This is a genomic window from Desulfurivibrio nitratireducens, from assembly GCF_044068515.1.
GTDB lineage: Bacteria > Desulfobacterota > Desulfobulbia > Desulfobulbales > Desulfurivibrionaceae > Desulfurivibrio.
Map to the genome: position 1 here is coordinate 151,950 of NZ_JBIPKI010000001.1, position 23,993 is coordinate 175,942.

Sequence of the window (23,993 nt, forward strand, 5' to 3'; positions counted from 1 at the left end):
GCCGGTCCGGCCCCGCTGCCCAGCGGGGGTTTACTTGGCGTCGGGGAAGAACAGCAACTGGCCGTGCAATTTATAATTGCCGATGACCTGCTGGCCTCGTTCGGATACCAGCCAGCGGGCGAAGGTGTCGGCCAGTTCGAATTTGACATGGGGATGCTTGGCCGGATTGACCGGAATCACCCCGTAGGGATTTTTCAACATGTCGTCGCCTTCGTAGACGATTTCCAGCTCATAGGGCTGCTGGCGGCCGAATTTGTACTGCAGATAGGTGCCCCGGTCGGCCAATACATAGCCATTTTTTTCCTCGGCGAAGATCAGGGCTTCGCCCATGCCCTGGCCGATGGAGAAATACCAGCCATCCCCGTCCCGGGGAGACCGGGCCTCGGTCAAGGGCAGGCCGGTGGCCTGCCAGAGTTGCCTTTCCCGGGCATGGGTGCCGCTGTCGTCGCCCCGGGAGACAAAGGGGGCCGCGGCGGCGGCGATCCTCTGCAGGGCTGCGGCGGCATCGGGGGCCTTGCCGATTCCCGCCGGGTCGTTTGCCGGCCCGACGATGATAAAGTCGTTGTACATCACGTAGTAACGCTTGGTGCCGTAGCCCTCCGCGACAAATTTTTCTTCCCGGGCGACATCATGGACGAAGATCACGTCGGCGTTGCCGTCCATGCCGTCCCGCAGGGACGCCCCGGTTCCCTTAGCCATGACCCGGACGGTGATCCCGGTGTCCTTGGTGAATTCCGGCAACAGATAGCCCAGCAGCCCCGAGGCCTCGGTACTGGTGGTGGTGCTCATCATGATCACCTTCTCCTGGGTCAGGGCGGGGGTGGCCGTCAGCATTACAAAAAGGCCGATAAGGGTTGGCAGCAATTTTCTCATCACTTTTTTCCTCCAATTTTGGTTGGCAAACTTTCCCATAGCGACTTTTGGTCGCCTCCTCATCCCCCTCCACTGTCGGTTTCCCGGGGATAGACGGTCTGCCCGGTCTGGGCCAGATCATAGCCCTCCAGGTCGGCGGCCAACTGCCGGAAGGCCGAATCGTGCAATAGCCCGAGAAACTGTTGAACTCCCTTGTCGAAATAACGTTCCCGATAAATCAGCAGATCGAAGCGTTCCCGGCCCAGTGGCAGAAAGTCCAGCCCCAGAATGCCGGCCACCGCCCGAATGGCCGGTCCGGCATCGGCCTGGCCGGCAAGTACGGCCAGCCCCACATCGAGGTGGCGGGATACCTCCCGGCCATAGCCGGCCAGGGCCGGCCCCGATATCCCGGCTCGGGCCAGTTGTTGGTCGAACAGCAACCGGGTGCCGGTGGTTGGCGGGCGGTTGATCACCCGCAAATCCCTGGTACCCAGATCGGCCATCGCATTAATTTGCAAAGGGTTGCCCCGGGCCAGCAGCAGGCCCTGCTCGCGAAAGCAGAAGTTGACCACCACCGGCGGTTCGCTCAGCTCTTCCGAGGCAAAGCGGAAATTGAAGTCGCCGTCGTCCTCCTGGATGAGATGGCTGGAGGCGATATGACAGCGGTTGTCCTTCAGCGCCCTGAGCCCGCCGAAGCTGCCCACGTTGCCATACACCGCCAACTGTTCGGGATAGGTCCGGTTGAAGAGGTTCAGGGTCCGCTCCAGCAGGGGATCATCGCTGCCGGCCACAATAAGCAATCCGTGATAAGGCGGCAGCGGCGGGACCGGGGTGGGCAGGTTCTCGGTGTTGTTTTCAAGCCACTGCTCGACCAGGTGCCGGGGAAACAGCCATTTGCCGGTGATTTTGGTGGCCGGCAAACCTTTATCGGCAATCAGGCCATAGACCATCTTTTCGTTGACATCGAGCAATTGGGCCACTTCTTTGGTAGACAGCAAGCTTTTCACGCGATCCTCCGCTGGCAAAGGTAAGCTTATAAGATTATCTAGCTTTTATGGTTGGCATAAGTCAACATTAATTTTTGCATAAAACTGATAATAACTAACTATAACCTAAAATAACCATAGTTGCGGCGGGGGTCTAGCGGCAAGGAGTAGAGGCTGGGGGAATTTTTTGGGCGGTGGCGCCCCGGCGGCCAAGCGACAATTGAAGCCCTTGCCCTGGGCTGTTGGCGAGGGAGAGTTACAGTTCAGCTTCCAACTTCCGCGCCTGCTCTTCCTGTCCCAGTTGGCGATGGGCCGCGGCCATCAGCCGCAAATTTTCCCGATGCAGGGAGGAATTGGGGGGCAGCAGGGCGTTGGAGCGGCGGCCAAGCTGAATCGTCTGGGGATAATCACCCTGGCGATACTTGGTTTGGGCCAGGGTGTGCCAGAGCAGGGGATTGCGGGAGTCGAGGCGGATGGCCCGTTCCAGGTAGCCTTCGGCGCCGGCCAGATCATCGCGGGCCAGGGCCTGTTGGGCGCTGGCCAGCAGAGGGCTCGATGGCGGGGCAACGGCGATCGGTTCCGGTTCCGGCCGGGGAGGGGGGGGACTCATTGCGGCCCATTGACAGCCGGCCAGCAGCAGTATCAGCAAAATCAGCAAACCAGTCAGATATCTCATTGCCGTCCTCGCATAAGTTGGTCCAGTTTGCGGCCCAGCCAGCCCCGCTCGTCAAAGTCGTGCCCGCTCCCTGGCGGGCGGTCGACCGTTGCCGGCACCTTGGCGGCGACAAAGGGGAGCTGAATCGCCTGAGCGGTGCGGAAGCGCACTCGCTCCCGGCGTTGGGGATCGTACCAGGCCCACTCGATGGCGGGCGGAGTGGCCAGTTCCAGAGGGCGGCTGCCCAGGGCCCGGATTATCTCGCCCCAGACCAGCAGGGCGCCGCTGGCGCCGCTCAAGCCCAGGGGCCGATTATCGTCCAGGCCGAGCCAGACCACCACCAGCCGGTCGCCGGTAAAACCGGCGAACCAACTGTCGCGCAGGCCGTCGGTAGAGCCGGTCTTGCCGGCCGGGGCCAGGCCGGCCGGCAGGTAAGCGGCTAGGGGGCGCCCGGTGCCCTGGCTGATGGTTTTTTGCATGGCGGAATTGATCAGAAAGGCCGGTTCCGGCTCCAGCCGCTGTTCCACCCTGATCGGAAAGCGCTCCAGGGGCTGATTGTCGGCCGCCGTCACCCGGTTGATCACCCGCTGGGGGCTGTAGAACCCGCCGCTGGCCATGGTCTGGTAAAACTGGCTTACCTCTAAGGGCGAGAGCTCAAGGGCGCCCAGCAGCAGCGAGGGGTAGGGCTTAACGGGGCGTTGCAACCCCAGGCGCTCCAGGGTGGCGATAACCCGGCCCAGCCCCAGTTCCAGCCCCAAACGAACGGTGGCCAGGTTGTAGCTCTGGGCCAAAGCCTCGTAGAGCGGTACGGTCCCGTGTTCCTGCTGGTCGTAGTTGCGGGGTCGCCATTGGCTGCCATCTTCCAGGTCGACCACGATGGCCCGGTCTTCCAGCAGGCTGGTCAGATCATAACCGTTTTCCAGGGCGCAGAGGTAGACCGCCGGCTTGATCAGCGAGCCGATGGGCCGCCGGGCGTCGACCGCCCGGTTGAAGCCGCGGTCGCCGGCAATCCGGCTGCCGGCGAGGGCTTCGATCTCCCCCGAGTCATAACGGCTGACCACTACCGCCGCCTGAATCCGCTGGTGACCGGTCTGGCGCTCCAGCTGGGTCACGATGTCATCGAGGGCCTGTTCAACCCGCCATTGGACCTGGGGATCCAGGGTGGTGAAAATCTGCAAGCCCTGGCCGGTGAGGTCTTCCTCCCGGTAATTTTCCCGCAACTGGCGGTGGACCAGGCCGACAAAGGCCGGGAAGAGGGTGCTGCCGCCGGTAGCATGCAGGTCCTGGGCCAGAGCGGCGGCCTGGGCCTGCTCCGCTGCGGCCGGGCTGATGAATCCGGCCGCGACCATCGTCTGGAGCACCACGTCCCGCCGTTGCCGGCTCCGCTCAGGAAAGCGCCGGGGGTCGTAGTAGCTCGGCCCTTTCGCCAGGCCGACAAGCAGGGCCAGCTCGGGCAGCTCAAGATCGCTCAACTGGCGCCGGAAATAGAACTGGCTGGCCAGACCGAAGCCATGAATGGCCCTGCGCCCGTCCTGTCCGAGGAAAACCTCATTGATGTAGGCGGTGATGATTTCTTCCTTATCATAGCGCCGCTCCAGCATTAACGCCATGACCGCTTCGTTGAGCTTGCGGCCCCAGGTCCGCTCCCGGGTCAGGTACATGTTCTTGATCAACTGCTGGGTCAGGGTGCTGCCGCCCTGGACGGTGGCCCGGGCCCGCAGATTGGCCAGCAAAGCCCGGCCGATTCCCCGGAAATCGAGGCCGCGGTGATGGTAGAAGTTGCGATCCTCAACCGCCAGCAGGGCCTGCACCAGAGCCTCCGGAATCTCCTGCCGGCCAACCAGTACCCTATCTTCGTGCTGCAGGGGATGAAAGGCGGCAATCGGGGCGGGATCGAGCCGCACCAACTCCAGGGGTTGGCCAGCGCTGGTTGCCAGGGCCGTGATCCGGTCGCTGGCAAAACGGATCATCAGGTGGCGGGCGGGCTCTTGACTGTTGCCGAAATCAAAAGCCCGGGTATGGAGGTTCAGGGTTGCCCCGGCAAGATGGTAACTGCCGGCAGAGGCCAATTGCCGGTCCTGGCGGTAACCGGCCAGTTCAAGTTCCCGCCGCAAGAGCTCGGCGCTCAGCGCCAGGCCGGGGTACAACTCCAGGGATCTGGCATAAACCCGAGCCGGGATCTCCCAGCGCTGGCCGTCAAAATGGGTGCGCAGTTGCCGGTCGAGATGCCGGAGGTAAAAAACCGGCAGCAGCAGAATGACGAGCATCACCGCCGCGGCCAGGACCTTCCCTGAAAAAAAAGGGAAGCGCCGTAGGTCCTCGCGCGTGGGCCACCGCCATTTTTTCTTAAGTTTGTTGATTATCTTCATTGCTGGCTGTCACGGGGTGCCGGGGCACCTGTTTGGGGCGATGATCCGGAGCCGGCTTGACAGGCCGGCCCTGGCTGAGCGATACTTGCTCTAGCAAGGGTCCAATGACTGTTGGAACATCTGACAAAGCAAGCGGGGCGGGCCTGCTTGGGAGAGCACACCTAGCCGTTAAGTATCCCATATCGGCAACCCATCCACAACCACATTTTTTCCCGGGAGGATCGTGATGAAAAAGCTGATTTTGGCCGTAGTCGCAACCGCCGTGCTGGGGGGAGCCCCGGCTCTAGCCGGGGTTCAGCAAGCCGTGACCTATGTCGATGACATCAAGCCCCTGATGGAGCGGCGCTGCTATGCCTGCCACGGTGAGTATTCCCCCACCTTTGAGATGTTCGATGCCGACAAGGAAAAATACGCGGCGATGATGGTGGGACCACGGCTCAACAGCTATGAGCAAATGATGATCGTGGTCAGCGGCGCCGAGGCCGGAGCCCTGATGCGCCGCCTCGACGACGGCGCCAACACCCCCGACGGCCAGCCGGGCAATATGTACAGGCATCTGGGCAATGACGACGAAGAACGCGCCCCGAACCTGCAGTTGTTCAAGAACTGGGTCGGCCACTGGACCCTCAAGGGGGCGGCCGAACTGACCGATGAGGATCGGGGGCAATTCAAGGTGCTGGAGCGCTCCAATTGACAAGGGCCGCTGCAGCCGGGATGATTCCGGCCGGGCCCGGCCAGGCGCAAAGTATGGCATCGTTGCCATGAGCGATAAGGCCAAGGTGACTTTTCTGCCGGGGGGCCGCACGGTAACGGTTGCCGTCGGCGAATCCCTGCTGGCGGCGGCCCGGCAGGCCGGTCTCCATGTCAACGCCTCCTGCGGCGGCAGCGGGGTCTGCGGCAAATGCCGGGTCATCGTCGAGGAAGGAGAGGCAAGGGGCGGCCAGAGCGAGAAAATCAGCGCCGCCGAATATCGCGTCGGCCAGCGTCAGGCCTGCCGGACGGTGGTGACCGGCGATCTGGTGGTGCGGATCCCCCTGGAATCCGGCCTGGGCCAGGGGGGACTCACCACCGGGGTCGCGGGCCGCAACCGGGCCCGGATGCATGTCTACGCCATCGACGATTTGCGCCAAAACGGGCTTTTTCTGCCGCCGGTGGAGAAATTTTTCCTCGAACTGCCCCGGGCCACCTCTGCCGACAACCGGGCCGACGCCGCCCGGGTTATCACCGCCCTCAATCACCAGTACGGCGAACGGCGGATGGTCGTCGCCCTCCCGGTCCTGCGCAAAATGCCCGCCGCTTTGCGGGCCGACGATTTCCGGGTCACCGTCACCCTGGCCCGGCCGGTGCGTCGGGGCAAGAACTTCATCATGGATATCCAGCCCGGCAACTGGACCCACCGCAACTTCGGCCTGGCCTTTGATATCGGCACCACTTCGGTTTACGGCCTTTTGATCGACCTCAACAGCGGCAAAGTGCTGGCCCGCGGCGGCGATTACAACGCCCAGCTCAGTTACGGCGAGGATGTGATCTCCCGGATCATTTACGCTGAAAAACCCCGGGGCCTGGAATTAATGCAAGAACTGGTTGTCGGCACCATCAACAAGGTGCTTGATGGGCTGCTGGCCAGGGCCCACCCCCCGGAAGAGGAGGCCAAGGGGGCGGTGCAACGTGCCGAGATTGCCTCGCTGACCCTGGCCGCCAATACCACCATGACCCACCTGCTGCTGGGGCTCGATCCCCGCCAGATCCGCCGGGCCCCCTACGTGCCGGTCAGTACCTTTCTGCCGCCCCTGCGGGCCGCCGATCTCGGCATCAACCTGCCCCAGCATGCCGTGGCCCTGCCGTATCCCGCCATCTCCAGCTATGTCGGCGGCGATATCGTGGCCGGGGTGATGGGCTCGGGAATGTACCGCACCGCCAAGCTGACCCTTTACATCGATATCGGCACCAATGCCGAGATCGTCATCGGCAACCGGGAGTGGCTGGTCTGCGCCGCCTGTTCGGCCGGCCCGGCCTTCGAGGGCGGCGGCATCACCCACGGGATGCGGGCGGCGGCCGGGGCCATCAGCGATTTCAGCCTCGATCCCGCCACCCTGGAACCAACCTTGCAGACCGTGGGCAACCGGCCCCCGCTGGGCATCTGCGGCTCCGGCCTGCTGATCCTGATCGCCGCCCTCTTCGAGCATGGAATGATCGATCACCGGGGCAAATTTCGGCGCCAATCGGCCTCTCCCCGGCTGCGCGAGGGCGGCAGCGGCTGGGAGTATGTCCTGGCCTGGCGGCGGGAGAGTGGCGGCGAGCATGACATCGTGCTCAACGAGGTGGATATCGAAAACTTCATCCGGGCCAAGGCGGCGATCTACGCCGGGGCCAAGACCCTGGTGGAGGAGGTGGGGCTGAGCATGGATGACTTGGAGCAGGTGATCCTGGCCGGAGCCTTCGGCAGCTACCTCGATCTCGACGCGGCGATCACCGTGGGGCTGCTGCCGGAGATCGCCGCCGAGAAGATCATCTACGTGGGCAACGGCGCCCTGCTGGGGGCCTGGATGAGCGAGATGAGCAACCATATCCGCCGCGACGTGGTCGCGGTGGTGCGGCGGATGACCAGCTTCGAACTCTCCGAGGTGCCGGCCTTCCAGGAACAGTACACCGCCTCCCAGTTTCTTCCCCACACCGACCTGAACTTGTTTCCCGATGTGCGCGCCCGCCTGGCCGGCCGCGCCGGTTCGGGCTTGTGACAGTCTTGCCGATCAGCCCCTCAGGAGCTGAGCTTTTGGGCGATCTTGGCCACATGTTCGCCCTGATAGCGGGCCCCGGCCAGTTCGTTTTCACTGGGCAGCCGGCTGCCGTCGGCGCCGGCGATGGTGGAGGCGCCGTAGGGAGTGCCCCCCGACACCTCGGCGGCTTCCATCAAGCCCGGAAAGGCGTAGGGCAGGCCGACCACCACCATGCCCTGGTGGAGCAGGGTGATATGGAAACTGAGGATGGTCGACTCCTGGCCGCCGTGCTGGGTATTGGAGCTGGTAAAGACACTGCCGGCCTTGCCCACCAGGCTCCCCTGGGCCCAGAGCTGGCCGGTTGAGTCGAGAAACTGGCGCATCTGGCCGCACATGTTGCCGAAGCGGGTCGGGGTGCCGAAAATAACCGCGTCGGCCCCGGCCAGTTCATCGAGGGTGCAGACCGGCACCTGGTCCTGTTGGCGGGCCGCTTCCGTCGCCCCCATTTTGGTCAGGACCTCGGCGGGCAGGGTTTCGGGAACCCGGCGCAGGATTACTTCCGTCCCCGCCACCGCGGCGGCGCCCTCGGCCACCGCCTGGGCCATGCGGTAGATGTGGCCGTACATCGAATAGTAAACAACCAGCAATTTCATAATTGGTCCCTCCTTAGTCCTGGTTAACAATTGGTTCAATCTTTTTTAATATAGCGGAGCGGCCAGGGGGTGTAAATCCTCTTTCCCAATCCGCCACCGGGCCCGGCACCACCCGGAAAAGAGGATGAACCCGGGGGCGCCTGGTCAAGTCCCAACGGGCCAGCCAGGCCGGATCCCTTCTTTGCAATTTTTCCCGCAGGTGGTGCCATTCGAACATAAGCTGCTCCTCGGTGACCGAAAGCTGCCGACTCGCTCGGGCGGGGTTGATTTTTTCGGCCTTGAAGCGGTAACCGCGATTTACCGCCTCCTGGTGGACGATCAGCAGGTATTGGGCGATCGAGCCGCCGGGGCTTGGTTGCTCCCGGAAGCGCCTCAATTGAGGATGATGGGTGTAGCCCCTGGTTTGCCCCATCAGGACGGCCTGGGCGAGCAGCCCTTCGCGCCACAGAGCCACCAGGCCGCGGGGATCAAGATATTTGGGGTGCAGACTCCAGATGCGCATGAACTTAGACCGTGCTTGCCAGGTTGTTAAAAATTCGCGCAATATTAAAAACCCGCTGGGAGACGGCCCGGGCGGCGAGAAGAGCTGCGCGCGGCCCGGCGAATTCCCGGCGTGGTCAATTTCTTGCTAACCGGTTATACTCTTAGCCGAATTTCGGCGAAAGTTTTTAATCTTCTCTCGGCGTACAAGGAGCAAGGCCAATGGATGATGAGCAGGCCAGGCCGGTAGCGGCGGAGCAGCCGCCCCGCAAAACCAAGATCGTCTGTACCATCGGACCGAAAACCGCTTCCTTCGAGGCTATCCGGCAGTTGGCCGACCAGGGCATGAATGTGGCTCGGCTCAATATGTCCCACGGTACCCAGGAGTGGCACCGGGGGGTGATCAGCCATATCAAGCGCTACAATAAAAAATATGCCGGCTCGCTGGCCATCATGCTCGATACCCGGGGAGCGGAAGTGCGCAGTGGCGACCTCAAGCAGGACCTTGCCCTGCGGGTGGGGGATATCCTGACCCTGACCACCCGCCGTCAGGCCGAGCTGGCGCCTTACTGGGTCGAGGTCAGCCATGACGGTTTCGTGGCCGAGGTGGCCCTCGGCGATATCATCCTGGTGGATGGGGGGATGCTGCGCCTCGAGGTCAAGGAGATCACCCGGACCGATGTCCGGTGCCGGAGCCTTGACGAGGGAGTGCTCAGTTCGCGGCGCCATCTCAATATCCGGGGCAAGAGCGCCGATCTGCCGGCAATCACCGAACAGGATTGGCGGGACATCGACTTCGGGATCGAGGAACGGATCGATTTTATCGCGCTTTCCTTTGTCAGGGCGGCCGCGCCGATCCTCGATCTCCAGCATTACCTGGACCGGCAGGGGGTGGCCGTCGAGGTTGTGGCCAAGATTGAAAGCGCCGCTTCCATTCCCGAGTTGGACTCGATTATCGCCGCGGCGGACGGGATTATGATCGCCCGGGGCGATCTGGGGGCGGAAATGCCCTACGAGGAGGTGCCGCTGCTGCAGGCGGAGATTGTCCGCAAGTGCCGGCGGTCCGGCAAACCGGTGGTGGTGGCCACCCATATGCTGGAGTCGATGATCGTCAATCCCACCCCGACCCGGGCCGAGGTCACCGATATCACCCATGCCGTGCAGCAGGGGGTCGATGCCATCATGCTTTCCGGCGAGACCGCCACCGGCCGTTATCCCTTCAAGGCCCTTGAGGTCATGGACGTTGTGGCCCGGCGGATCGAAAAACACCAGCAAATGCAGGCTTTCGGTCCGGCCGGGAACGGGACTTGCGAACCGGGTATGGCCGGGCCGGCCCAAGGAGGAGAATATTTCGCGGCGGTGGCCAGATCCCCCGATTCGGCGGCAATTTTTGCCCAGCCCCCGGGCGCGCCTTTTGTCGCTGCCGAGGGCCGGGGTCTGGCCCCGCTGGCCAACGCGGCCATCGAGCCCCGCGCCCTGCCGGTGGCGGCCCGGGCCCGCTCCAAGGTGGAAATTTCCCGCAGCGCCGCGATTCTGGGCAACAACCTGGAGGCGACCGGGATTTTGGTTATCACCCGCCGGGGCCTGATGGCCGCCCTGCTGGCCAATTGCCGGCCCACGACCCCGATTTTCGCCTTCACCAACACCAGCCATGTCCGGCGCCGGCTCGGGATTTTCTGGGGGGTGCAGGCCTTCGTGGTCAAGCTTTCCAGCGAGCCGGAAGTTTCGATCGAACGATCCATCAAGCAGTTGCTGGACAAGGGCATTGTCCACAGCGGCCAAAGGATCATCGTCCTCTCCGACATCCTGGCTGGCGGCAAATTCGTCGAAACCGTCCAGGTCCGGGTAATCTAGCAAAAAAATCCCCGGCCGCCCAAAGCCAACCGGGGATTTTGATCACAAAGCCTCGGCTATTAAAGTTCAAGCCGCCAGCAAATTCCAACTGACATATCGCGCCGGAAAACCGGCAGCAGTGCCACAGATTGCGGCAAGCGGACCGGCGCCGCATAGTTCGCTATGCAAGCCGGGCCGATCGCCGCAAGATGCGGTGCTGCTGCCGGTTTTCCCTATTTGTGGCATTGGACGCAGGCCGTGGCCGCAAACGCCGCCTGGCCGTTGTGGCAGGTCCCGCAGAACTGGCCCTGGTACATCTCGTTCATGGTCATTTTAGTGGCGTGGGCCTGCATCTCCCAGGGTTCGGGATGGCAGGTGTCGCAGCTGAAGACCGCCCCGTGGAAACTGTGGTTGAAATCAACCGGGGCAAACCCCGGCATGGTATAGGTGATCGGCTCCTGGGGCGCCGGGGCCTTGGCGTGACAGGAGTTGCAGTTGTACGAGGCCATCCGGCCATTGTGGCAGGAATAGCAGAAGTTGCTGCTGGTGTGATCGGCGAAGGTGATGGCGCTGGCCCCGGCCTTCATGGGAAAGAGGTCCATGTGGCATTGATCGCAGCTGAACATGGCCCCGTGGGTGGAGTGGCGGAAGGTGACGGCGCTGTCGCCCTCGCCCATGGTCAGGTCGGCGGGAGCCGGGGTCTGGCTGTGACAGGAGTTGCAGTCGTAGGAAGCCCGCTTGCCGTCATGGCAGGCATAGCAGAAGTTGCTGCTGGTGTGATCGGCGAAGGTGATTGAGCTGGCCCCGGCCTTCATCGGGAAAAGATCCAGGTGACACTGATCACAGCTGAACATCATGCCGTGGGTGGAATGGCGGAAGGTGACCGCGCTGTCCCCTTCGCCCATGGTCAGGTCGGACATGGAGATCTCCCGGGCCCGTTCCCGGTGGCACTCGCTGCAGCGATTGAGGTCCACCGCCTGCCGGTATTCGCCGCTGTGGGCCATGCGGTGATGGCAATCCATGCAGGTGAGGCCGGCATCCATGTGCTTCTGGTGGTTGGGGTCGATGTCGCTTTTGAGTTCATCGGTGTAAATGTCCCGCATCCCCCGGGCCTGGCGGAATTCGGGGTTCTTGACGCGATCCAGTTCCCGGAACTTGACCCCCACCGACATGATCCGCTCCCGGCGAATCTGCTGGTTGACGCTGTCGGTATGGCAGAAAAGACAGGTGGTGGAGGGGACCAGCTTTTCGGCGTATTCCGGGTCTTCAACCGCCCGGTTGAGGATTTCCAGCTTTTCCTCTTCCGAGAGGAATACTTCCGCGTAAACATCGTAAAGGCCGCCGATCTTGGCCCGCTTGTAGCCGAAGAGGCCCGGTTGGCCATGGCAGTCGAGACAGTAAACCCCGGCCTCGGCGTGAATGTTCTGGCGCCAGGTATGGACCTCGCTCAGGGCGCCGGTGTCGGTGCCGGGATGACACATTTCGCAGAAGCCCGGCTCGCTGGTGTAGTGCAGCACCTCGATATTTACAAAGGTGAAGACGGCGATGAAAACAACGAGAATGATGATGCTCATCTTAGGCCTGAAGCGGACAAAACTCTTGATTGGTTCGATCACTTTTTTCATCGTCTTTTTCCCAAGGGATGAATGATTTACCTGGAATGAGGCTTTTGCCCGATCCCTGAGCCCTTTCTTTATAAGTGGGTTCGTTTACCACAGGGGGGCTTTCCTTGTCAACATTGGCGAACCACCGGGTTGTCGGCGAGTTGGGCTTGGCGGTTTCTGAAGCCCGGGTTTTCCGATAATTCGTCGCCTTTGCTTGCCCCGGGATTAGCTGCCCCTATGTCGTACTCCCGAAATTCGGCAAAAAAAAGCCACGCAACCGGATCGCAGAGAGGAGGAAGCGATCCGGCCCGTGGCCAGGGAGCAAACCAGGTGCTGGCGGACGAGAGTTATCAGCTCCCATCCGGAACAACCTTATCTATGGGTGTCGCGGGGTATGCGGTTCGGCAAAAGTGCCGGAGCCGCATACCCCGCGCCGGGGGTTACGGCAGAATGGTGAATTTGCCGTCGGCGTCGTAAGTGATGCCTTTGCTCAGGTACTGGACCCCATGGGGATTCTTGTACTGGTCGGGTTCGTCGGTTACCGCGAAGAAGGCCCCGGCCGAACGGGCGCCGGTGGCGCAGATGAAGATCACCCGCCGGTCGGTGGGCAGTTTTTTAATGGTTTCATCCAGGTCGTTGTAGAATTCGCCGTCGGGAATGTTGATGGCTCCGGGAATATTGCCGGTGGCAAATTCCCGCTCGCTGCGGACGTCGACCAGGGCCACATTGCCGGCGGCCAGCACCGCCAGAAACTCATCGGGGGTGATAATCTCCGGCAGGGCGCCGGGGTCGGCGGCCTTGGCGGCTACCGCTACCCCGCTGGCCTCGTTGCCCCACAGGGGCAGTTCCTGCTTCTTCCATTCCGGAAACCCGGCGGAATAAACAAAGACTTTGGCGTAACCCAGTTTGGCGGCAGCGGCGGCCGACTGGTGGCTCAGATCGCAATGATGGCCGCCGCAGTAGAAGATCAGCGGGGTGTTCTTGTCGGCCGGCAGTTGGCCTTTCTTCTGGTCGAACAGCACCCAGGGAACGGAAATGGAGCCGGGGATAAACTCATTCTGGTGGACCCGATGGGGCCGGGAGTCGACCAGGACGAAATTTTCCCGCTCGCTGCTTTCAACCAGGCGTTTGATGTAAGGAGTGGAGATGATAAGGTAATTGCCGGCCTTGCTCCAGCCGGGTTCGCCTTCGTACCAGGCGCGGATGTTGGTGAGACCGTTTGCTTGGGCGACGACCGCCGCCTCTGCGGTGAAGGGTCAGGCCAACCCTCCGCAGAAGAAGATAATCGTCCGGTCGCGAGGCAGCTGGGGAATCTCTTGGGCGAAACGGGGGGTCGGGATGTTGATCGACCCGGGCACGGTGCCTTCCTGGAAGCGGACGGCCGGCCGGGTGTCGACCAGCAGGAAGGTGTTCTTCTTCAGGGTTTCCTCAATCAACGGCGCGTCGCCGAACTCCTTGGCGAACAGGTCCATGACCTCGGCGGTGGTGATCCGGATTTGCGGATCCTGCTCCACTGCTTTGGTGTGGCCGGCGGCCGACGGGGCGACAGCTGGCGGGCTTGACGCCGTGGTGGTTGCGCAACCTGCGGTAAAGAGCAGGAGCAGCAACGCCAGGGCGCTGGCAAGATAAGGTGGTTTCATGTGATCTCCTTTCTCATTGGTTGGTTAATTGGCCGGGACGAACGCTTCGCTCAGGCCACTACTGCTGAGGTAAATCAGTTAACGGGCCTGCTCGGCATCGAGGTTGAAGATTCGGCCTGCCAGGATGTATAAAAGCAGGCACAAGCCCATGCCGCCAAGGACGATGGCGATCTCGGTCAGCGATGGGGCATAACTAAGCAGACCATTGGCCCCAACCGCATCCACATCGGAGCGCAGGGGTACCAATTGGCCAGTTACCACCAGGTTGTAACGCATGAAGAAAATTCCCATTATACTGCTCAGGGCCGCAAAGGTTGCGACTTTAAGATTACGACCTTTACTGGCCAGGAGCAGAATGAAGGGCAACAGCATGCCGAGGATGATTTCAAAACCCCAGAAACTCATAGATAGAGGGCCTTTCAGGAGAATCATCATGGTTTCATATTTCCCCGGGGCGCCCCCGTAAAGCGAGGTCAAGACCTTCCAGGCCTCAAAAAACAGCAGAATTCCCAGGAGCAGGGCAAAGAGACGGCTGATGGTAACCAGGGCCTCGTGGACATTGTCAGGCCTTTTCTCCCGGGCATAGCGGATGGCAAAGAGCAGAATAATAATGGCACAGCCGGTGACTGCGGCGGACAGGATGAAATAAATCGGCAGGAATGGTCCCTGCCACCAGGGGCGGGCATCAAGATAGCCGAAAATTGCTCCGAGGTTGGAATGAGCCGCGACCCCGGCGATAAAGCCGGCCAGACCGGCGTATCCAGCCCATTTGTGGTTGACCTTGATCATGAAGCGAAACTCGATCAGGATAAATACCAGGTAAAGGCTGTAAAGGGTGCCCATCCACCAGATGGCGGCTGAAAGGTTGGGAGTCAGCACGTTGTAGATCAACATCCGGAAGGGGTAGCCGATTTCGGCGGCAATCACCGCGAACCCGGAAAGCAGGGTGATGATCGCCATGACGATGGCCCGTTTACCGATGACCTCGAACTGCTTGATGCCGAAGACATGCCCCAGGGATGAAATCAGGCAGAGACCGGTACTGGAAACCACGAAAAAAATGTAGGTGGAGATCAGGATGCCCCAGGGAACCTGGCGGTAGATATTGTAGGCTTCATTGCCTTGGATCAGGTAGTTTGCCAGTCCAACCAGTCCGATCAGGCTAAGAGCCCCGGCGGTCAGCGCCCAGATCAGGTCGCTGCGGGAGGTGATGATTTTTCCGTTGACTGCAAGTGTATTCATGCCGATCACCTATCAGGAAAGATAAAAAAGACTTGGCTGGGTGCCTTTTTCCGGTTTAAGAACATAATAGTGGCGCTGGGCCAGTAACCGAGAAACCTCGCTGTCCGGATCATTAAGGTCGCCGAAAACCCTGACCTTGGTGGGGCAGGTGTCGACGCAGGCCGGCAGCTTGCCTTCATGGATCCGGTGATAACAGAAGGTGCATTTGTCGATTACTTTGGTTTGGGCCGACTTGTAGCGGGCGTCATAGGGGCAGGCCAGGATACAGGTGGCACAGACGATGCAGCGCTTGTAGTCGATTGCCACCACGCCGTCGGCAGTCTGGTAGGAAGCGCTGGTGGGGCAGACTTTGACGCAGGGCGGATTCTGGCAGTGCTGGCACTGGCTGGGCTCAAAACGCTGTTTGAGGTTGGGATAGGTCCCCTCTATTCCCTTGCTGGTGATCCAGTTGCGGTAGGTATCGCGCCGACCCTGGGCGTCGATCCTGTTCTCCCGTTTGCAGGCCACATCACAGGCCTTGCAGTCGATGCATTTGCTGGGGTCGATCACCATGACCCATCGTTGGTTTTTCTTAGCGGACATGGTTTAGGCCCTCCTGATTTCGACAATGGTTTCATGCATCAGGGCATTGCCGGAGATCGGCTCGAAATGAGATTCCAAAATGGCGGCTTGGGAGGCCCCGCGCTGGTAAACCAGGGATTTGCCAGGCGAGATGGAGCCGTAGCCCGGAGCGAAGTAAACACAGTCGGGCCGAATCCCCTCAGTTAGTTTGGCCTTGACCGTGACCTGGCTGCCGCTCCGGTTGGTCATCCGCACCGTGTCGCCGTCCTTTATTCCCAGCCGGCGGGCCGGTTCGGGATTGAGCCAGACCGCGTTTTCCGGCAGATGCCAATTGAGTTCCGGAAAGGCGGCTGTCATGGAGTTGGTGTGGATGGCATGGCGGCCCACCAGAAAGCGGAAGCGGTCCGGGCCGGGATCCTCGGGCCGGCGGAAAACCGGCAGCGGGTCCAGACCCCGGCTGGCGAAATCTTCGCTGTAAAGCTCGACCTTGCCGGTGGCAGTATTGAAGCTTCTTCCTCCCTGGCGGAAAGTCCCAAATTCCACCTTGGGGATGGCGAAAAAGGCCTTTTCCCGCAATTTATCCCAGGCGCCAGGATGATCGGCGACGAATTGCCGGGCATGTTCTTCCGGGGTGCCCTCAAAATATTCACTCAAAGGGAAACCATCTTCATCTTCGAAGTAAGCAGCCAGTTCAGTGACGATTTCAAAGCAGGGCTTGGTATCGTAAAGGCGGTCGATGAGGGGCTGGCGCAGAACCACCGTGGGCTCGATGCCTCCCATGCCGTAGGCGTTGGGCGGGTCGAAGCGTTCGAGATAATTGCTCTCCGGCAGGACCACGTCGGCGTACCAGGCGGTGTCGCTCATGAAGGTGTCGATGCAGACGATAAGATCGAGCTGGTTGAAGAGCTGCAGGTTTTTTTCGCGGTCCGGCACGGATTCCAGCACGTTCTGCTTGTAGATGAACATTCCGCGAATACGGTATGGGTCACTATTGAGTGCCCGTTCTCGCCAGGCTACCCAAGAACCGTCCCGGGGGTTGAGGAAGGTTACGTCATCGTTTTCCAGCCGGGGTCGGGTCTGGTTGTACCAGGCGGGTTCGTAGAAATAGGAGCGCATGGGCACGTTTGTTGCCGGCAACAGGCCGCCGAGCTGGTCGAAGGCGCCCACCAGGGCGTTCAAGATGGCGATGGACCGACGGGTCTGCACCTCTTCCCCCTGCCAGGAGGAACGGCGGCCGGGATAGAAAACCGCTTGGGGGGTAGTGGCGAACTCTCTGGCGATCTTGCGGATATCGGCTGCTGCAATCCCGGTTTCGCCCTCGGCCCATTCCGGGGTGTACTGTTTAACGTGGGTTGTCAGCTGAGCGAAACCTTCGCAGAACTTTTCTACAAATTCGCGATCATGCAGGCCTTCGTTGATGATCACATGCATCATTGCCAAGGCAAAGGCCATGTCGGTACCCGGTTTGATGGGCAGCCACTGATCGGCTTTGGCGGCGGTTTTAGTAAAGCGGGGGTCGAGATAGATCAGTTTGTAGCTGCCCTTAGGGCGGCTGAAAATATCCATGGTATCCGGGGTGAAGATAGACTCGGCCCGGTTGGCGCCGGCCATGATAACGTAGCGGGCATTTTTAAGATCGGCTACCGGGTAGGTGCCGAACACTGATTGGAAACCGCGGATATTAGAGCTCAAACAAAGGGTCGGGTGGCGCAGGGAGTTGGGAGAGCCAAAAACCTCGCGAAACTGATTCCAGTAATGTTCCTGAAAGGTGCCTTCGGATGAGGCAAAGCCGATGCAGGAGCGATGGCCCCCTTCTTCTGCAACCAGCTGATTGGTTTTGTCCGCTATATATTTATAAGCCTCTTCCCAGGTGGCTTTGCGCCATTTCCCCTCTCCGCGCTTGCCGTTGCGGATCAGAGGATATTTAACCCGGTCGGGATCATAGGGGGTCCAGGCTCCGGCATTGCCTCTGGCGCAGATCATCCCGCGGGACTTGGGAAAGTCCGGCTCGGGCTCCAGCCGCTTGATTACTCCGTTGACAACTTGGCCTCGGAATACGCATTTGCTGGTGCATATTGCACAACTGGAATTGACGTATCTTACTTCCTCGGCCTTGCCCCTCGCTTCGACTCGCCCGACGTAACGCAAGCCCGCGCCCGCACCCATACCCAGGGCACCAAGGCCTACGACAGAACCGGCGATAAAGGCTCTTCGTGAAACGCTCATCTGTATGATTCTCCACTTGCTGGTTTTGTCTGAGTCGCAAAAGTATCCGGGCGATGATTTACGTCCATGTGTACTGGCGCAGCAACGTAAAATCTCCTGGAGCCCTTAGCACCTTCGCGAGCATTTTTTATTGGTATTCAGGCAGCTCTTCTTAGCCGGTTAAGGTAGCCAGGGCTTTTTCTATTTCAGCTCCAATTGCAGCATAAAATCCGATCGTGTCATGCTCTGCCAGGGCGGCGGCAAAACCTTGCGGCCAGTCCCGGTAATAGGGCCCAATCATGGAACTCAATTCCGCCGTTTCCTCTCCCGGGCTTTCAGCCAGTAGCAGCGCCAGAACTTCGAGCATTGCCGGAATGTGATCCGGGGGGTGGCCGCTGCCGAGGACTATTCCATGGGTCTGGCAGAAACCGCTGAAATCGATCATGAACTGGCGCCGATCACAACTGTTCAGATAACAACCGGCGTAGGGTGGGGTTTTGACCCCGCCCAGGTCATTGATAAAGAGCCGGATATGGTTGTGTTCCAGTTCAGTCAGCGGGACCTTCAGTTTTTCAGCCAGAAGCGGGGTAGGATAAGCAAAATAACCGGCCAGGTTGATTAACCGCCGCTGGTCGTCTGAACTGATGGGGCTTGCTGTTTTCATGGGGCGCCTAATATATTGCTGCCGTGTTCAAAAAAAATCCGCGACGCCGAATGGGTGTCGCGGATTATGGTTCGGCCAACTTAACCGCAGGATTCCGGCTTCTGGTTCATGGCGGAGTCGGTGTCGGCGGCATGCTCGTGGACAAAAAGAAAAATGTGCTTGACCGCTCTGGCGTTGATGCCGGCGCCCCCACAGGGCAGTTTGTCCTTGGCCGTGGTGAATATTTCCTGCCATTCAGCCCGGGTGTGAGCCCCAGGTACCGGGATGGGCTCATTGCACTGCTGAGCCTGGCCGGTAAACCAGGCCCACTGGCCACGCTCCTTGTTGGCGTTTTCAAAGCCTGCAAGGTTCCAGGCGAGGGCGAGACCGGGCAGGGTCATCAGGGCGAAAGTGGCGATCAGGGTGAGGGAAAGCAGGCGTTTCATAACAGTACTCCTTTGGTGAAAGATTTTGCTCCGCTGATATTATGGAGGCAAGTAATTGCTTCCAGGTTTTGCCAAGTTGTTATTTTCAAGCCACAAACGAAGTCCAACCGGCTATAGCGCGCCCGGAATAGATAGAGCGCTCGTTCTTTAAAAGTGGCAAAAAATAAGGAGGATAAAGATCATTCTGTGTGCATTAATTAATTATAAAGGGCAAATCACTTGCCGAAAGTTAGGTTAGGTAAAGGGGAAAGTCAATAGAAAAAACATTCGTTTTTAAAAAAAGAGAAAAGTCGCAAACTGCTCATATAACCACGATGTAGCAGGATCATAGTGGACGTAAAATTATGTCAGCCTGTTGATTTTGCTACCACACGGAGGGTGAATGTTTCGGCAAATAAGGGTCTGGACACAGCTATTGCTGAACAGCAAAAATCAGAGCAGGAAGCGATTGTGATCAGGCTTTGATCGCCGCCCAGGCGTTGGCCATCAATTGATCGGTCAGGGCGGTAAGCGGCTCCATCAGCACGCACTGGATGCGCAATTGGGCCGGGCGCAGGATGGCGCCGGTGAAAGAAACGGCAGTCAGGAAGGTGTCTCCGGGCTTGATTTCACCTTGCTCCATGCCTTCGGCGATAAACCGGCGGAGGACCTGAAATGGCTCGGAGAAGCAAATCGGGGGAACGTCCTCCATGAATTCCACATGTTTCATGAACAGGAGGTATTCCATCATGGCCGGGTCTTCTTCGGTCAATTCATAAATCAGTTCGGCAAAAGTCCGCAGCTTGGCGAAGGTGGTTTCGCGATTTTGCAGGCGTTGCAGGAACATTTCATGGAAGTCGCCGAGGGTCTTCTTATGCAGTACCCGGGCCAGGTTTTCCTTGCTGCCGAAAAGGTTGTAGATGGCTCCGGTGCTGACTCCGGAATGACGAACGATATCGGGAATCGAAACCCGGTGATAACCCTTTTCGACAAACAGCTTGCGGGCACTGGTAAAAATGCGCCGGGCCTTGTCCTCGGGATCAATGGTCCGCTTTTTTTTCTCGTTGTTGACCGCCGGCTTGAGCTTGTTCAGGTAAAGATTTGAGGTTTCACGGTTCATGGGTTTGAAGTCCAGACAGTTAGGTCAAACGGGGTGCAAGCAGGGCCACTGGCAGCCAGGCTGAGAAATATTTGCAAAATAAATTATTACCTTTGCGAGAGTTATGCAAGCTTCATCAATGCTGAATCCGAGCAGCAAAGCCGGTCACTGTGCCACGGAGTATCGTTCCCGGCCGGGCCGGCAGAGCCGGTTGGGGTGCCTGACAGTTGGGGTACAGGGTTTTGGTACCACAAACCAAAAAAAATCTTGCCGCGGCCCAAAAATATCTCCATGATATTCAGGTGGTAGATTTTTCGGGATCTTCCGCGGGGGGGGATCGCGAGTTGGGCGGCGGTTAACCGCTGGAAATTTCTGGTTAAGGAGTGAAGGGTATGTCGGAACGTGTCAATGGGCGGGTAAAGTGGTTCAATGCTCCCAAGGGATTTGGCTTCATCGAGCGGGAAAACGATTCAGACGTTTTTGTCCATTATCGGGGCATCCGCGGCGATGGCTACAAATCCCTCCAGGATGGCCAGGCAGTCAGCTTTTCCGTGGTGGAAACTTCCAAGGGTCTGCAAGCGGAGGATGTGGAAGTGTTGGACTGATTTTAACCGGCGCCTGGTCAAACAAAAAAAAGCCCGGATCGCTCCGGGCTTTTTTTTGTTGGCAGGGATTACATCCTGATTTTGGCGTTGGTCTTTTCGGGATGTTTTTCCAGATGCTTGTAGCGATTCTGGGCGGTTTGGGCCAGGCGGCCGATGACGTTGGGCAGGTCGGACTTTTCCCAGATTTCGACGAATTCGGTTTTGCTCCCCAGTCGTTGACTGACGCTGAAGGTGGCTGAGCCGTTCATTACGTTGAGGCTGACATCGCCATATTCGATTTGCAAGCGCTCGGTAAAAATCCTTTTCAGCAGCATGCTCATGGTCTGGGCGAATATTTTTTTTACATCTTCCGTCGATTCGGCTCTGCCAATTTTATTGCGAAAATCGGGCAGCAGTTCGTTTTCGTCCTTGGTGAATGAAAGTTGAGTCGTCATGGTTGTTCATTCCTCCTCGATTTCGTCGGGGTCAACATCAAGGTCCTCGTCATCATCGAAGTCGCCATAGCCTCCGGCCCATTCGTCCGGCGGATCAATGGGGTCGGCCCCAAGATCCTCCCAGCTTTCCAGTTCGATTTCATCGAGGCTGGCATCATCATATTGAATCTCCACTATGCCCTCATCCTCATCAATCGTGACCACGGTGAATATTTCACCGGAGGGAAGCTCGTACCAATTGCCTTCAATGGGCTCATCTGGGCTGGACGACATTGATTGCACCTTTAGCAGTTTTTAGGTTGAGAATTTGCCCGTGCTCCCAAGCCGGGGCGGTTGCGAACCGGCTGCTGATCTGCAAAATCCGAGGTGCCAGGTTGTCCGAGCAGTTCACCCCGGGCGCCGCCGATCATTTTATCTGGGCTTGATGGATAAAACGGGGCAAGGGGACTGCTTGAGCACCCTTTCGGTGACGCTGCCGAAGATAAATTTCGGCATTCCCTTGAAGCCTTGGGTGGCGATAACGATCAAATCACTGCCGACTTCCCCGGCGTAACGGATAATCTCGGTGGCCGGATCTTTGCCGGCCACGATCGTGGCCCGGTAGGGAGCAGTGGTATCGAGGTTCTCCTCCAGGAATTTTTCCATTTTTTTTCTGGCATAGGCGTTGAGGTCATCGCCTAGGGAGTCCAGCGGGATGTGGGGCACCACAAAGCCTTTATAGGGGGTCAGTGATTCCACCACGTGCAGGATCTCCAGTTCGGCGCCCAATTTTTCCGCGAATTGACTGGCTTTCTTGACCAGCATGATGGAATGGGTGGAAAAATCGATGGGAACCAGGATTTTCTTGAAATTATACGCTGGGCTGGTGCTCATTGCTTGCCTCCTCTTGCGGGGGTTGAGGGACGTGGTTCATATGATCAGCATACAATGAAAGTGACGCCAAAAAAAAGCAAGAAAAACCCCTGGGGCAACTTTATTCCGGCGGTCCAACAGGTGGCGATATCTGCTGTCGGTGGTTCATAATTCCACGGCAATGGTGAGACTTTCCCCCTCCTGCCGGTCATGCTCGGCTGGTTCTTCCGCCTCTGCCGGCGGACGCTGGACCTCGACCAGGACGGTCTGGCCCGGTTCTTTGTAGAGCAAGGCGATGCGCAGATCGGTGGCATCGGCGATTTGCTGGTTATCCAGGCCGACGATGAGGTCGTTGACGAGGATTCCGGCGGCCTGGGCCTTGCCGTGGGGGTTCAGGCCGACCACCAGCGCGCCGGGGAGATCTTCCGCCCCATCCTGGACCCGGACCCCGAGCAGGGCCGGTTCCGGCAGGTTTTGGGGTGCCAGAAACATCAGGTAATCGGCCGCTCCCTGGACCGGCTGTTCCCGCAGCGGCAGGATTACAGCCTGGCTCACCGGCAGCCGGCGGGCCAGGCGGGGCGGGATGGCGTTACGCTTGTCGCTGTGGCCCTGCCCCACCACCGCCAGCAGGCGATGGCCCGGATTGCTCCGCAGAAATTCGGCGATCCTGGTCGCCATCTGTTCATCCCAGAGGCTTTGGGCCTGCAAAAAACCGCTGAAGTTGTCCGCTTCTTCACCCAGCGAGTCGGAATCGTGCATCCGAAAGGCTCCCTGCAGTCGTTGGTGGTAATGGGGCAGGGCCAGGTCGCGATCGGCAGGAATTTGCCGCTGTTCCTCCGCGCTGAGGGCGCTGATTCCGCCTTCCCGGAAAACCTTGCTGGTTATCCCCCGCTCCAGGTTGAGGGCCACGATGGGCAGACGGTGATGACGGGCGAAGTCGATGATTTCCCGGTAAAGCCGGTAATCAAAGCTCCAGTTGGCGAAGTAGTTGGACTCTTTGAGAAAGCGGGGTTCATCGATTTCTCCCGCCACATAGGCATCGAGAGCCGCCTGGGCCGAAGCGGGGAACATCTCCATCCCCAGCGCCAGCCTGGGGTTCTGGCGGTGCATGGCCCGCAGAACCCGGAGTTGGAGCAAATGATCCTCGTAGCGGTTGTGGACCTCGCCCACGTAGACGACCCGGGTATCGGCCAGTTGGGTCATGATTTGCTGAAAATCGCGCCGGTCGGCAACGGCGATCCCGGCGGGGGGCTGATCGAGGCCAACCCGCAGACCCTTGGTTGCCGGCGCCAGGCTTTGTTGCTGGATGGCCCCGTCCCTGATCAGCACTTGGCTGAAAAGGCCGGGGGAGTTCAACTGGTTCAGCAAGGCGGCTAGATCGGGTGCCGCGGTTGATCCCATGACGAGCTGCACCGCCCAATGCTCGGGGTTGAGGGGGTTATCCCGGACGGTCAGGCTCATGGTGTCGGCGGGTTGAGCGCTTTCGGCAAAAAAACCCCGGGCCGGATTTTGGGCCGGGGAGGAGAGAAATAGCAGGGAGGCCGCCGCCAGTTGCCGGTCCCGCACCTCGGCCAGGGTGGTGGTTTCGATCCCCAGTTCGTGCAAAAAGTCCAGCAGCGGGGCCCAGGCGGCCGGGGCTGCGTCCGGCAGAATGGCCAGCCGGTGGTCGGCGGCCACGAAGCCGGCCCAGGTGGGGGGGATTTCCCGGCGGTCCAGGCGCCGGGATACTTCCTGGTAAGGATCCAGGCGAATTTCGGTCGGCCGTTCGGGCAACAGCAGGCTGACGGGGGTTGCGGCTTCCCGGCTGGTCAGGGTGGCGGTGAAACTGCGCTCGGGGGTGACAATCAACAGGGGAACAGCCAGGTCCTGGTGGGGGGTCTGCAGCTGGCGCAGGGTGAAGCTCAGTTCCACCTGACCCTTTTTCTCGGCCAGTTCAGCCTCGGAGATGGCCAAGCGGGCCAGTCCGGCGTGGTCATGCAGCTCCCGGAGCAACAGGGTCTTGATTTCCTGGTCGAAAGGGGCGTTTTGCCCGGCTGCCGTCGGGGCGGCCAGGCCGATGAGGATCAGCGGCCAGAGCATGAGCAGCAATGAGGTAGAAAAATTAATTCCGCTGCTGCGGTGGCAGGGCGGGAAGGCCG

At 59.9% G+C, this 23,993-nt stretch carries 23 protein-coding genes; 4 read left to right on the forward strand and 19 right to left on the reverse strand.

The window, feature by feature from the left end; translation table 11 throughout:
• Nucleotides 1-30 precede the first annotated feature (30 nt).
• The 4 genes from ACHHTY_RS00670 to mrcB all read right to left on the reverse strand — a co-directional run bounded on the left by ACHHTY_RS00670 (nucleotide 31) and on the right by mrcB (nucleotide 4,862).
• A complete protein-coding gene (locus tag ACHHTY_RS00670; protein ID WP_395492107.1) occupies nucleotides 31-873 on the reverse strand; it encodes an ABC transporter substrate-binding protein in 843 nt (280 codons plus the stop codon).
• Between the two features lie 59 nt (nucleotides 874-932).
• A complete protein-coding gene (locus ACHHTY_RS00675; protein ID WP_395492108.1) occupies nucleotides 933-1,859 on the reverse strand; it encodes a substrate-binding domain-containing protein in 927 nt (308 codons plus the stop codon).
• 235 nt (nucleotides 1,860-2,094) lie between these two features.
• Entirely contained in the window at nucleotides 2,095-2,514 is a 420-nt protein-coding gene (locus ACHHTY_RS00680; RefSeq protein WP_395492109.1) for a hypothetical protein, read from the reverse strand.
• Nucleotides 2,511-4,862, reverse strand: coding sequence for a penicillin-binding protein 1B (gene mrcB, locus ACHHTY_RS00685; RefSeq protein ID WP_395492110.1), 2,352 nt, complete (start codon nucleotides 4,860-4,862; stop codon nucleotides 2,511-2,513). The genes ACHHTY_RS00680 and mrcB overlap by 4 nt, the downstream gene beginning before the upstream one ends.
• Nucleotides 4,863-5,088: 226 nt before the next feature.
• On the opposite strand from mrcB, the gene ACHHTY_RS00690 reads away from it, so the two are divergent.
• Together ACHHTY_RS00690 and ACHHTY_RS00695 are read left to right on the forward strand one after the other, a co-directional pair.
• Nucleotides 5,089-5,556 carry a cytochrome C gene (locus tag ACHHTY_RS00690; RefSeq protein WP_395492111.1) on the forward strand — a complete coding sequence of 156 codons (468 nt, stop codon included), beginning with the start codon at nucleotides 5,089-5,091 and terminating at the stop codon, nucleotides 5,554-5,556.
• 67 nt (nucleotides 5,557-5,623) lie between these two features.
• The gene (locus ACHHTY_RS00695) at nucleotides 5,624-7,600 is read left to right on the forward strand and encodes an ASKHA domain-containing protein (RefSeq protein ID WP_395492112.1); all 1,977 of its coding nucleotides are present in this window, start codon (nucleotides 5,624-5,626) and stop codon (nucleotides 7,598-7,600) included.
• Nucleotides 7,601-7,620: 20 nt separating this feature from the next.
• On the opposite strand, the gene wrbA is transcribed toward ACHHTY_RS00695, so the two are convergent.
• Together wrbA and ACHHTY_RS00705 are read right to left on the reverse strand one after the other, a co-directional pair.
• Entirely contained in the window at nucleotides 7,621-8,232 is a 612-nt protein-coding gene (wrbA, locus tag ACHHTY_RS00700) for an NAD(P)H:quinone oxidoreductase (protein ID WP_395492113.1), read from the reverse strand.
• A 13-nt stretch (nucleotides 8,233-8,245) separates the two neighbouring features.
• Complete coding sequence (locus ACHHTY_RS00705) at nucleotides 8,246-8,734, reverse strand: pyrimidine dimer DNA glycosylase/endonuclease V (protein ID WP_395492114.1); 489 nt, start codon at nucleotides 8,732-8,734, stop codon at nucleotides 8,246-8,248.
• A 200-nt stretch (nucleotides 8,735-8,934) separates the two neighbouring features.
• Here ACHHTY_RS00705 and pyk point away from each other — a divergent pair, with 200 nt between their 5' ends.
• Nucleotides 8,935-10,566, forward strand: coding sequence for a pyruvate kinase (pyk, locus tag ACHHTY_RS00710; RefSeq protein WP_395492115.1), 1,632 nt, complete (start codon nucleotides 8,935-8,937; stop codon nucleotides 10,564-10,566).
• 212 nt (nucleotides 10,567-10,778) lie between these two features.
• On the opposite strand, the gene ACHHTY_RS00715 is transcribed toward pyk, so the two are convergent.
• The 9 genes from ACHHTY_RS00715 to ACHHTY_RS00755 form a co-directional block, all read right to left on the reverse strand.
• A complete protein-coding gene (locus ACHHTY_RS00715; protein WP_395492116.1) occupies nucleotides 10,779-12,170 on the reverse strand; it encodes a c(7)-type cytochrome triheme domain-containing protein in 1,392 nt (463 codons plus the stop codon).
• Nucleotides 12,171-12,589: 419 nt separating this feature from the next.
• Nucleotides 12,590-13,171 (reverse strand): rhodanese-like domain-containing protein, encoded by a 582-nt coding sequence (locus ACHHTY_RS00720; RefSeq protein WP_395492117.1) that lies wholly within the window; start codon nucleotides 13,169-13,171, stop codon nucleotides 12,590-12,592.
• 234 nt (nucleotides 13,172-13,405) lie between these two features.
• Nucleotides 13,406-13,789 carry a rhodanese-like domain-containing protein gene (locus ACHHTY_RS00725; RefSeq protein ID WP_395492118.1) on the reverse strand — a complete coding sequence of 128 codons (384 nt, stop codon included), beginning with the start codon at nucleotides 13,787-13,789 and terminating at the stop codon, nucleotides 13,406-13,408.
• A gap of 78 nt (nucleotides 13,790-13,867) precedes the next feature.
• Complete coding sequence (nrfD, locus tag ACHHTY_RS00730) at nucleotides 13,868-15,031, reverse strand: NrfD/PsrC family molybdoenzyme membrane anchor subunit (RefSeq protein ID WP_395492119.1); 1,164 nt, start codon at nucleotides 15,029-15,031, stop codon at nucleotides 13,868-13,870.
• 12 nt (nucleotides 15,032-15,043) lie between these two features.
• Nucleotides 15,044-15,613 (reverse strand): 4Fe-4S dicluster domain-containing protein, encoded by a 570-nt coding sequence (locus tag ACHHTY_RS00735; RefSeq protein WP_395492120.1) that lies wholly within the window; start codon nucleotides 15,611-15,613, stop codon nucleotides 15,044-15,046.
• Nucleotides 15,614-15,616: 3 nt separating this feature from the next.
• Nucleotides 15,617-17,818: a molybdopterin-containing oxidoreductase family protein gene (locus ACHHTY_RS00740; RefSeq protein WP_395492121.1), complete on the reverse strand. Its 2,202-nt coding sequence runs from the start codon at nucleotides 17,816-17,818 to the stop codon at nucleotides 15,617-15,619.
• A 151-nt stretch (nucleotides 17,819-17,969) separates the two neighbouring features.
• Complete coding sequence (locus tag ACHHTY_RS00745; protein WP_395492122.1) at nucleotides 17,970-18,461, reverse strand: molecular chaperone TorD family protein; 492 nt, start codon at nucleotides 18,459-18,461, stop codon at nucleotides 17,970-17,972.
• Nucleotides 18,462-18,541: 80 nt separating this feature from the next.
• A complete protein-coding gene (locus tag ACHHTY_RS00750; protein WP_395492123.1) occupies nucleotides 18,542-18,886 on the reverse strand; it encodes a hypothetical protein in 345 nt (114 codons plus the stop codon).
• Between the two features lie 454 nt (nucleotides 18,887-19,340).
• Nucleotides 19,341-19,985, reverse strand: a complete 645-nt coding sequence (locus ACHHTY_RS00755; protein ID WP_395492124.1) for a TetR/AcrR family transcriptional regulator — start codon at nucleotides 19,983-19,985, stop codon at nucleotides 19,341-19,343.
• Between the two features lie 371 nt (nucleotides 19,986-20,356).
• On the opposite strand from ACHHTY_RS00755, the gene ACHHTY_RS00760 reads away from it, so the two are divergent.
• Nucleotides 20,357-20,569: a cold-shock protein gene (locus ACHHTY_RS00760; RefSeq protein ID WP_395492125.1), complete on the forward strand. Its 213-nt coding sequence runs from the start codon at nucleotides 20,357-20,359 to the stop codon at nucleotides 20,567-20,569.
• A gap of 68 nt (nucleotides 20,570-20,637) precedes the next feature.
• Here ACHHTY_RS00760 and ACHHTY_RS00765 read toward each other — a convergent pair whose 3' ends face one another.
• The 4 genes from ACHHTY_RS00765 to ACHHTY_RS00780 all read right to left on the reverse strand — a co-directional run bounded on the left by ACHHTY_RS00765 (nucleotide 20,638) and on the right by ACHHTY_RS00780 (nucleotide 23,934).
• Nucleotides 20,638-21,003: a hypothetical protein gene (locus ACHHTY_RS00765; RefSeq protein ID WP_395492126.1), complete on the reverse strand. Its 366-nt coding sequence runs from the start codon at nucleotides 21,001-21,003 to the stop codon at nucleotides 20,638-20,640.
• 6 nt (nucleotides 21,004-21,009) lie between these two features.
• A complete protein-coding gene (locus tag ACHHTY_RS00770) occupies nucleotides 21,010-21,276 on the reverse strand; it encodes a DUF6763 family protein (protein WP_395492127.1) in 267 nt (88 codons plus the stop codon).
• Nucleotides 21,277-21,414: 138 nt separating this feature from the next.
• A complete protein-coding gene (locus ACHHTY_RS00775) occupies nucleotides 21,415-21,876 on the reverse strand; it encodes a universal stress protein (protein WP_395492128.1) in 462 nt (153 codons plus the stop codon).
• Nucleotides 21,877-22,020: 144 nt separating this feature from the next.
• The gene (locus ACHHTY_RS00780; RefSeq protein WP_395492129.1) at nucleotides 22,021-23,934 is read right to left on the reverse strand and encodes a ChaN family lipoprotein; all 1,914 of its coding nucleotides are present in this window, start codon (nucleotides 23,932-23,934) and stop codon (nucleotides 22,021-22,023) included.
• Between the last annotated feature and the right edge of the window lie 59 nt (nucleotides 23,935-23,993).

Bases quoted from the DNA above. Each gene is read 5' to 3' on its own strand.
- mrcB (WP_395492110.1), bottom strand. From the start codon at position 4,862: ATGAAGATAATCAACAAACTTAAGAAAAAATGGCGGTGGCCCACGCGC.
- ACHHTY_RS00690 (WP_395492111.1), top strand. From the start codon at position 5,089: ATGAAAAAGCTGATTTTGGCCGTAGTCGCAACCGCCGTGCTGGGGGGA.
- ACHHTY_RS00745 (WP_395492122.1), bottom strand. From the start codon at position 18,461: ATGAAAACAGCAAGCCCCATCAGTTCAGACGACCAGCGGCGGTTAATC.
- ACHHTY_RS00715 (WP_395492116.1), bottom strand. From the start codon at position 12,170: ATGAAAAAAGTGATCGAACCAATCAAGAGTTTTGTCCGCTTCAGGCCT.
- ACHHTY_RS00740 (WP_395492121.1), bottom strand. From the start codon at position 17,818: ATGAGCGTTTCACGAAGAGCCTTTATCGCCGGTTCTGTCGTAGGCCTT.
- ACHHTY_RS00670 (WP_395492107.1), bottom strand. From the start codon at position 873: ATGAGAAAATTGCTGCCAACCCTTATCGGCCTTTTTGTAATGCTGACG.
- ACHHTY_RS00770 (WP_395492127.1), bottom strand. From the start codon at position 21,276: ATGTCGTCCAGCCCAGATGAGCCCATTGAAGGCAATTGGTACGAGCTT.
- ACHHTY_RS00695 (WP_395492112.1), top strand. From the start codon at position 5,624: ATGAGCGATAAGGCCAAGGTGACTTTTCTGCCGGGGGGCCGCACGGTA.
- ACHHTY_RS00780 (WP_395492129.1), bottom strand. From the start codon at position 23,934: ATGCTCTGGCCGCTGATCCTCATCGGCCTGGCCGCCCCGACGGCAGCC.
- ACHHTY_RS00765 (WP_395492126.1), bottom strand. From the start codon at position 21,003: ATGACGACTCAACTTTCATTCACCAAGGACGAAAACGAACTGCTGCCC.
- pyk (WP_395492115.1), top strand. From the start codon at position 8,935: ATGGATGATGAGCAGGCCAGGCCGGTAGCGGCGGAGCAGCCGCCCCGC.
- ACHHTY_RS00760 (WP_395492125.1), top strand. From the start codon at position 20,357: ATGTCGGAACGTGTCAATGGGCGGGTAAAGTGGTTCAATGCTCCCAAG.
- ACHHTY_RS00775 (WP_395492128.1), bottom strand. From the start codon at position 21,876: ATGAGCACCAGCCCAGCGTATAATTTCAAGAAAATCCTGGTTCCCATC.
- ACHHTY_RS00750 (WP_395492123.1), bottom strand. From the start codon at position 18,886: ATGAAACGCCTGCTTTCCCTCACCCTGATCGCCACTTTCGCCCTGATG.
- ACHHTY_RS00680 (WP_395492109.1), bottom strand. From the start codon at position 2,514: ATGAGATATCTGACTGGTTTGCTGATTTTGCTGATACTGCTGCTGGCC.
- wrbA (WP_395492113.1), bottom strand. From the start codon at position 8,232: ATGAAATTGCTGGTTGTTTACTATTCGATGTACGGCCACATCTACCGC.
- ACHHTY_RS00725 (WP_395492118.1), bottom strand. From the start codon at position 13,789: ATGAAACCACCTTATCTTGCCAGCGCCCTGGCGTTGCTGCTCCTGCTC.
- nrfD (WP_395492119.1), bottom strand. From the start codon at position 15,031: ATGAATACACTTGCAGTCAACGGAAAAATCATCACCTCCCGCAGCGAC.
- ACHHTY_RS00735 (WP_395492120.1), bottom strand. From the start codon at position 15,613: ATGTCCGCTAAGAAAAACCAACGATGGGTCATGGTGATCGACCCCAGC.
- ACHHTY_RS00705 (WP_395492114.1), bottom strand. From the start codon at position 8,734: ATGCGCATCTGGAGTCTGCACCCCAAATATCTTGATCCCCGCGGCCTG.
- ACHHTY_RS00755 (WP_395492124.1), bottom strand. From the start codon at position 19,985: ATGAACCGTGAAACCTCAAATCTTTACCTGAACAAGCTCAAGCCGGCG.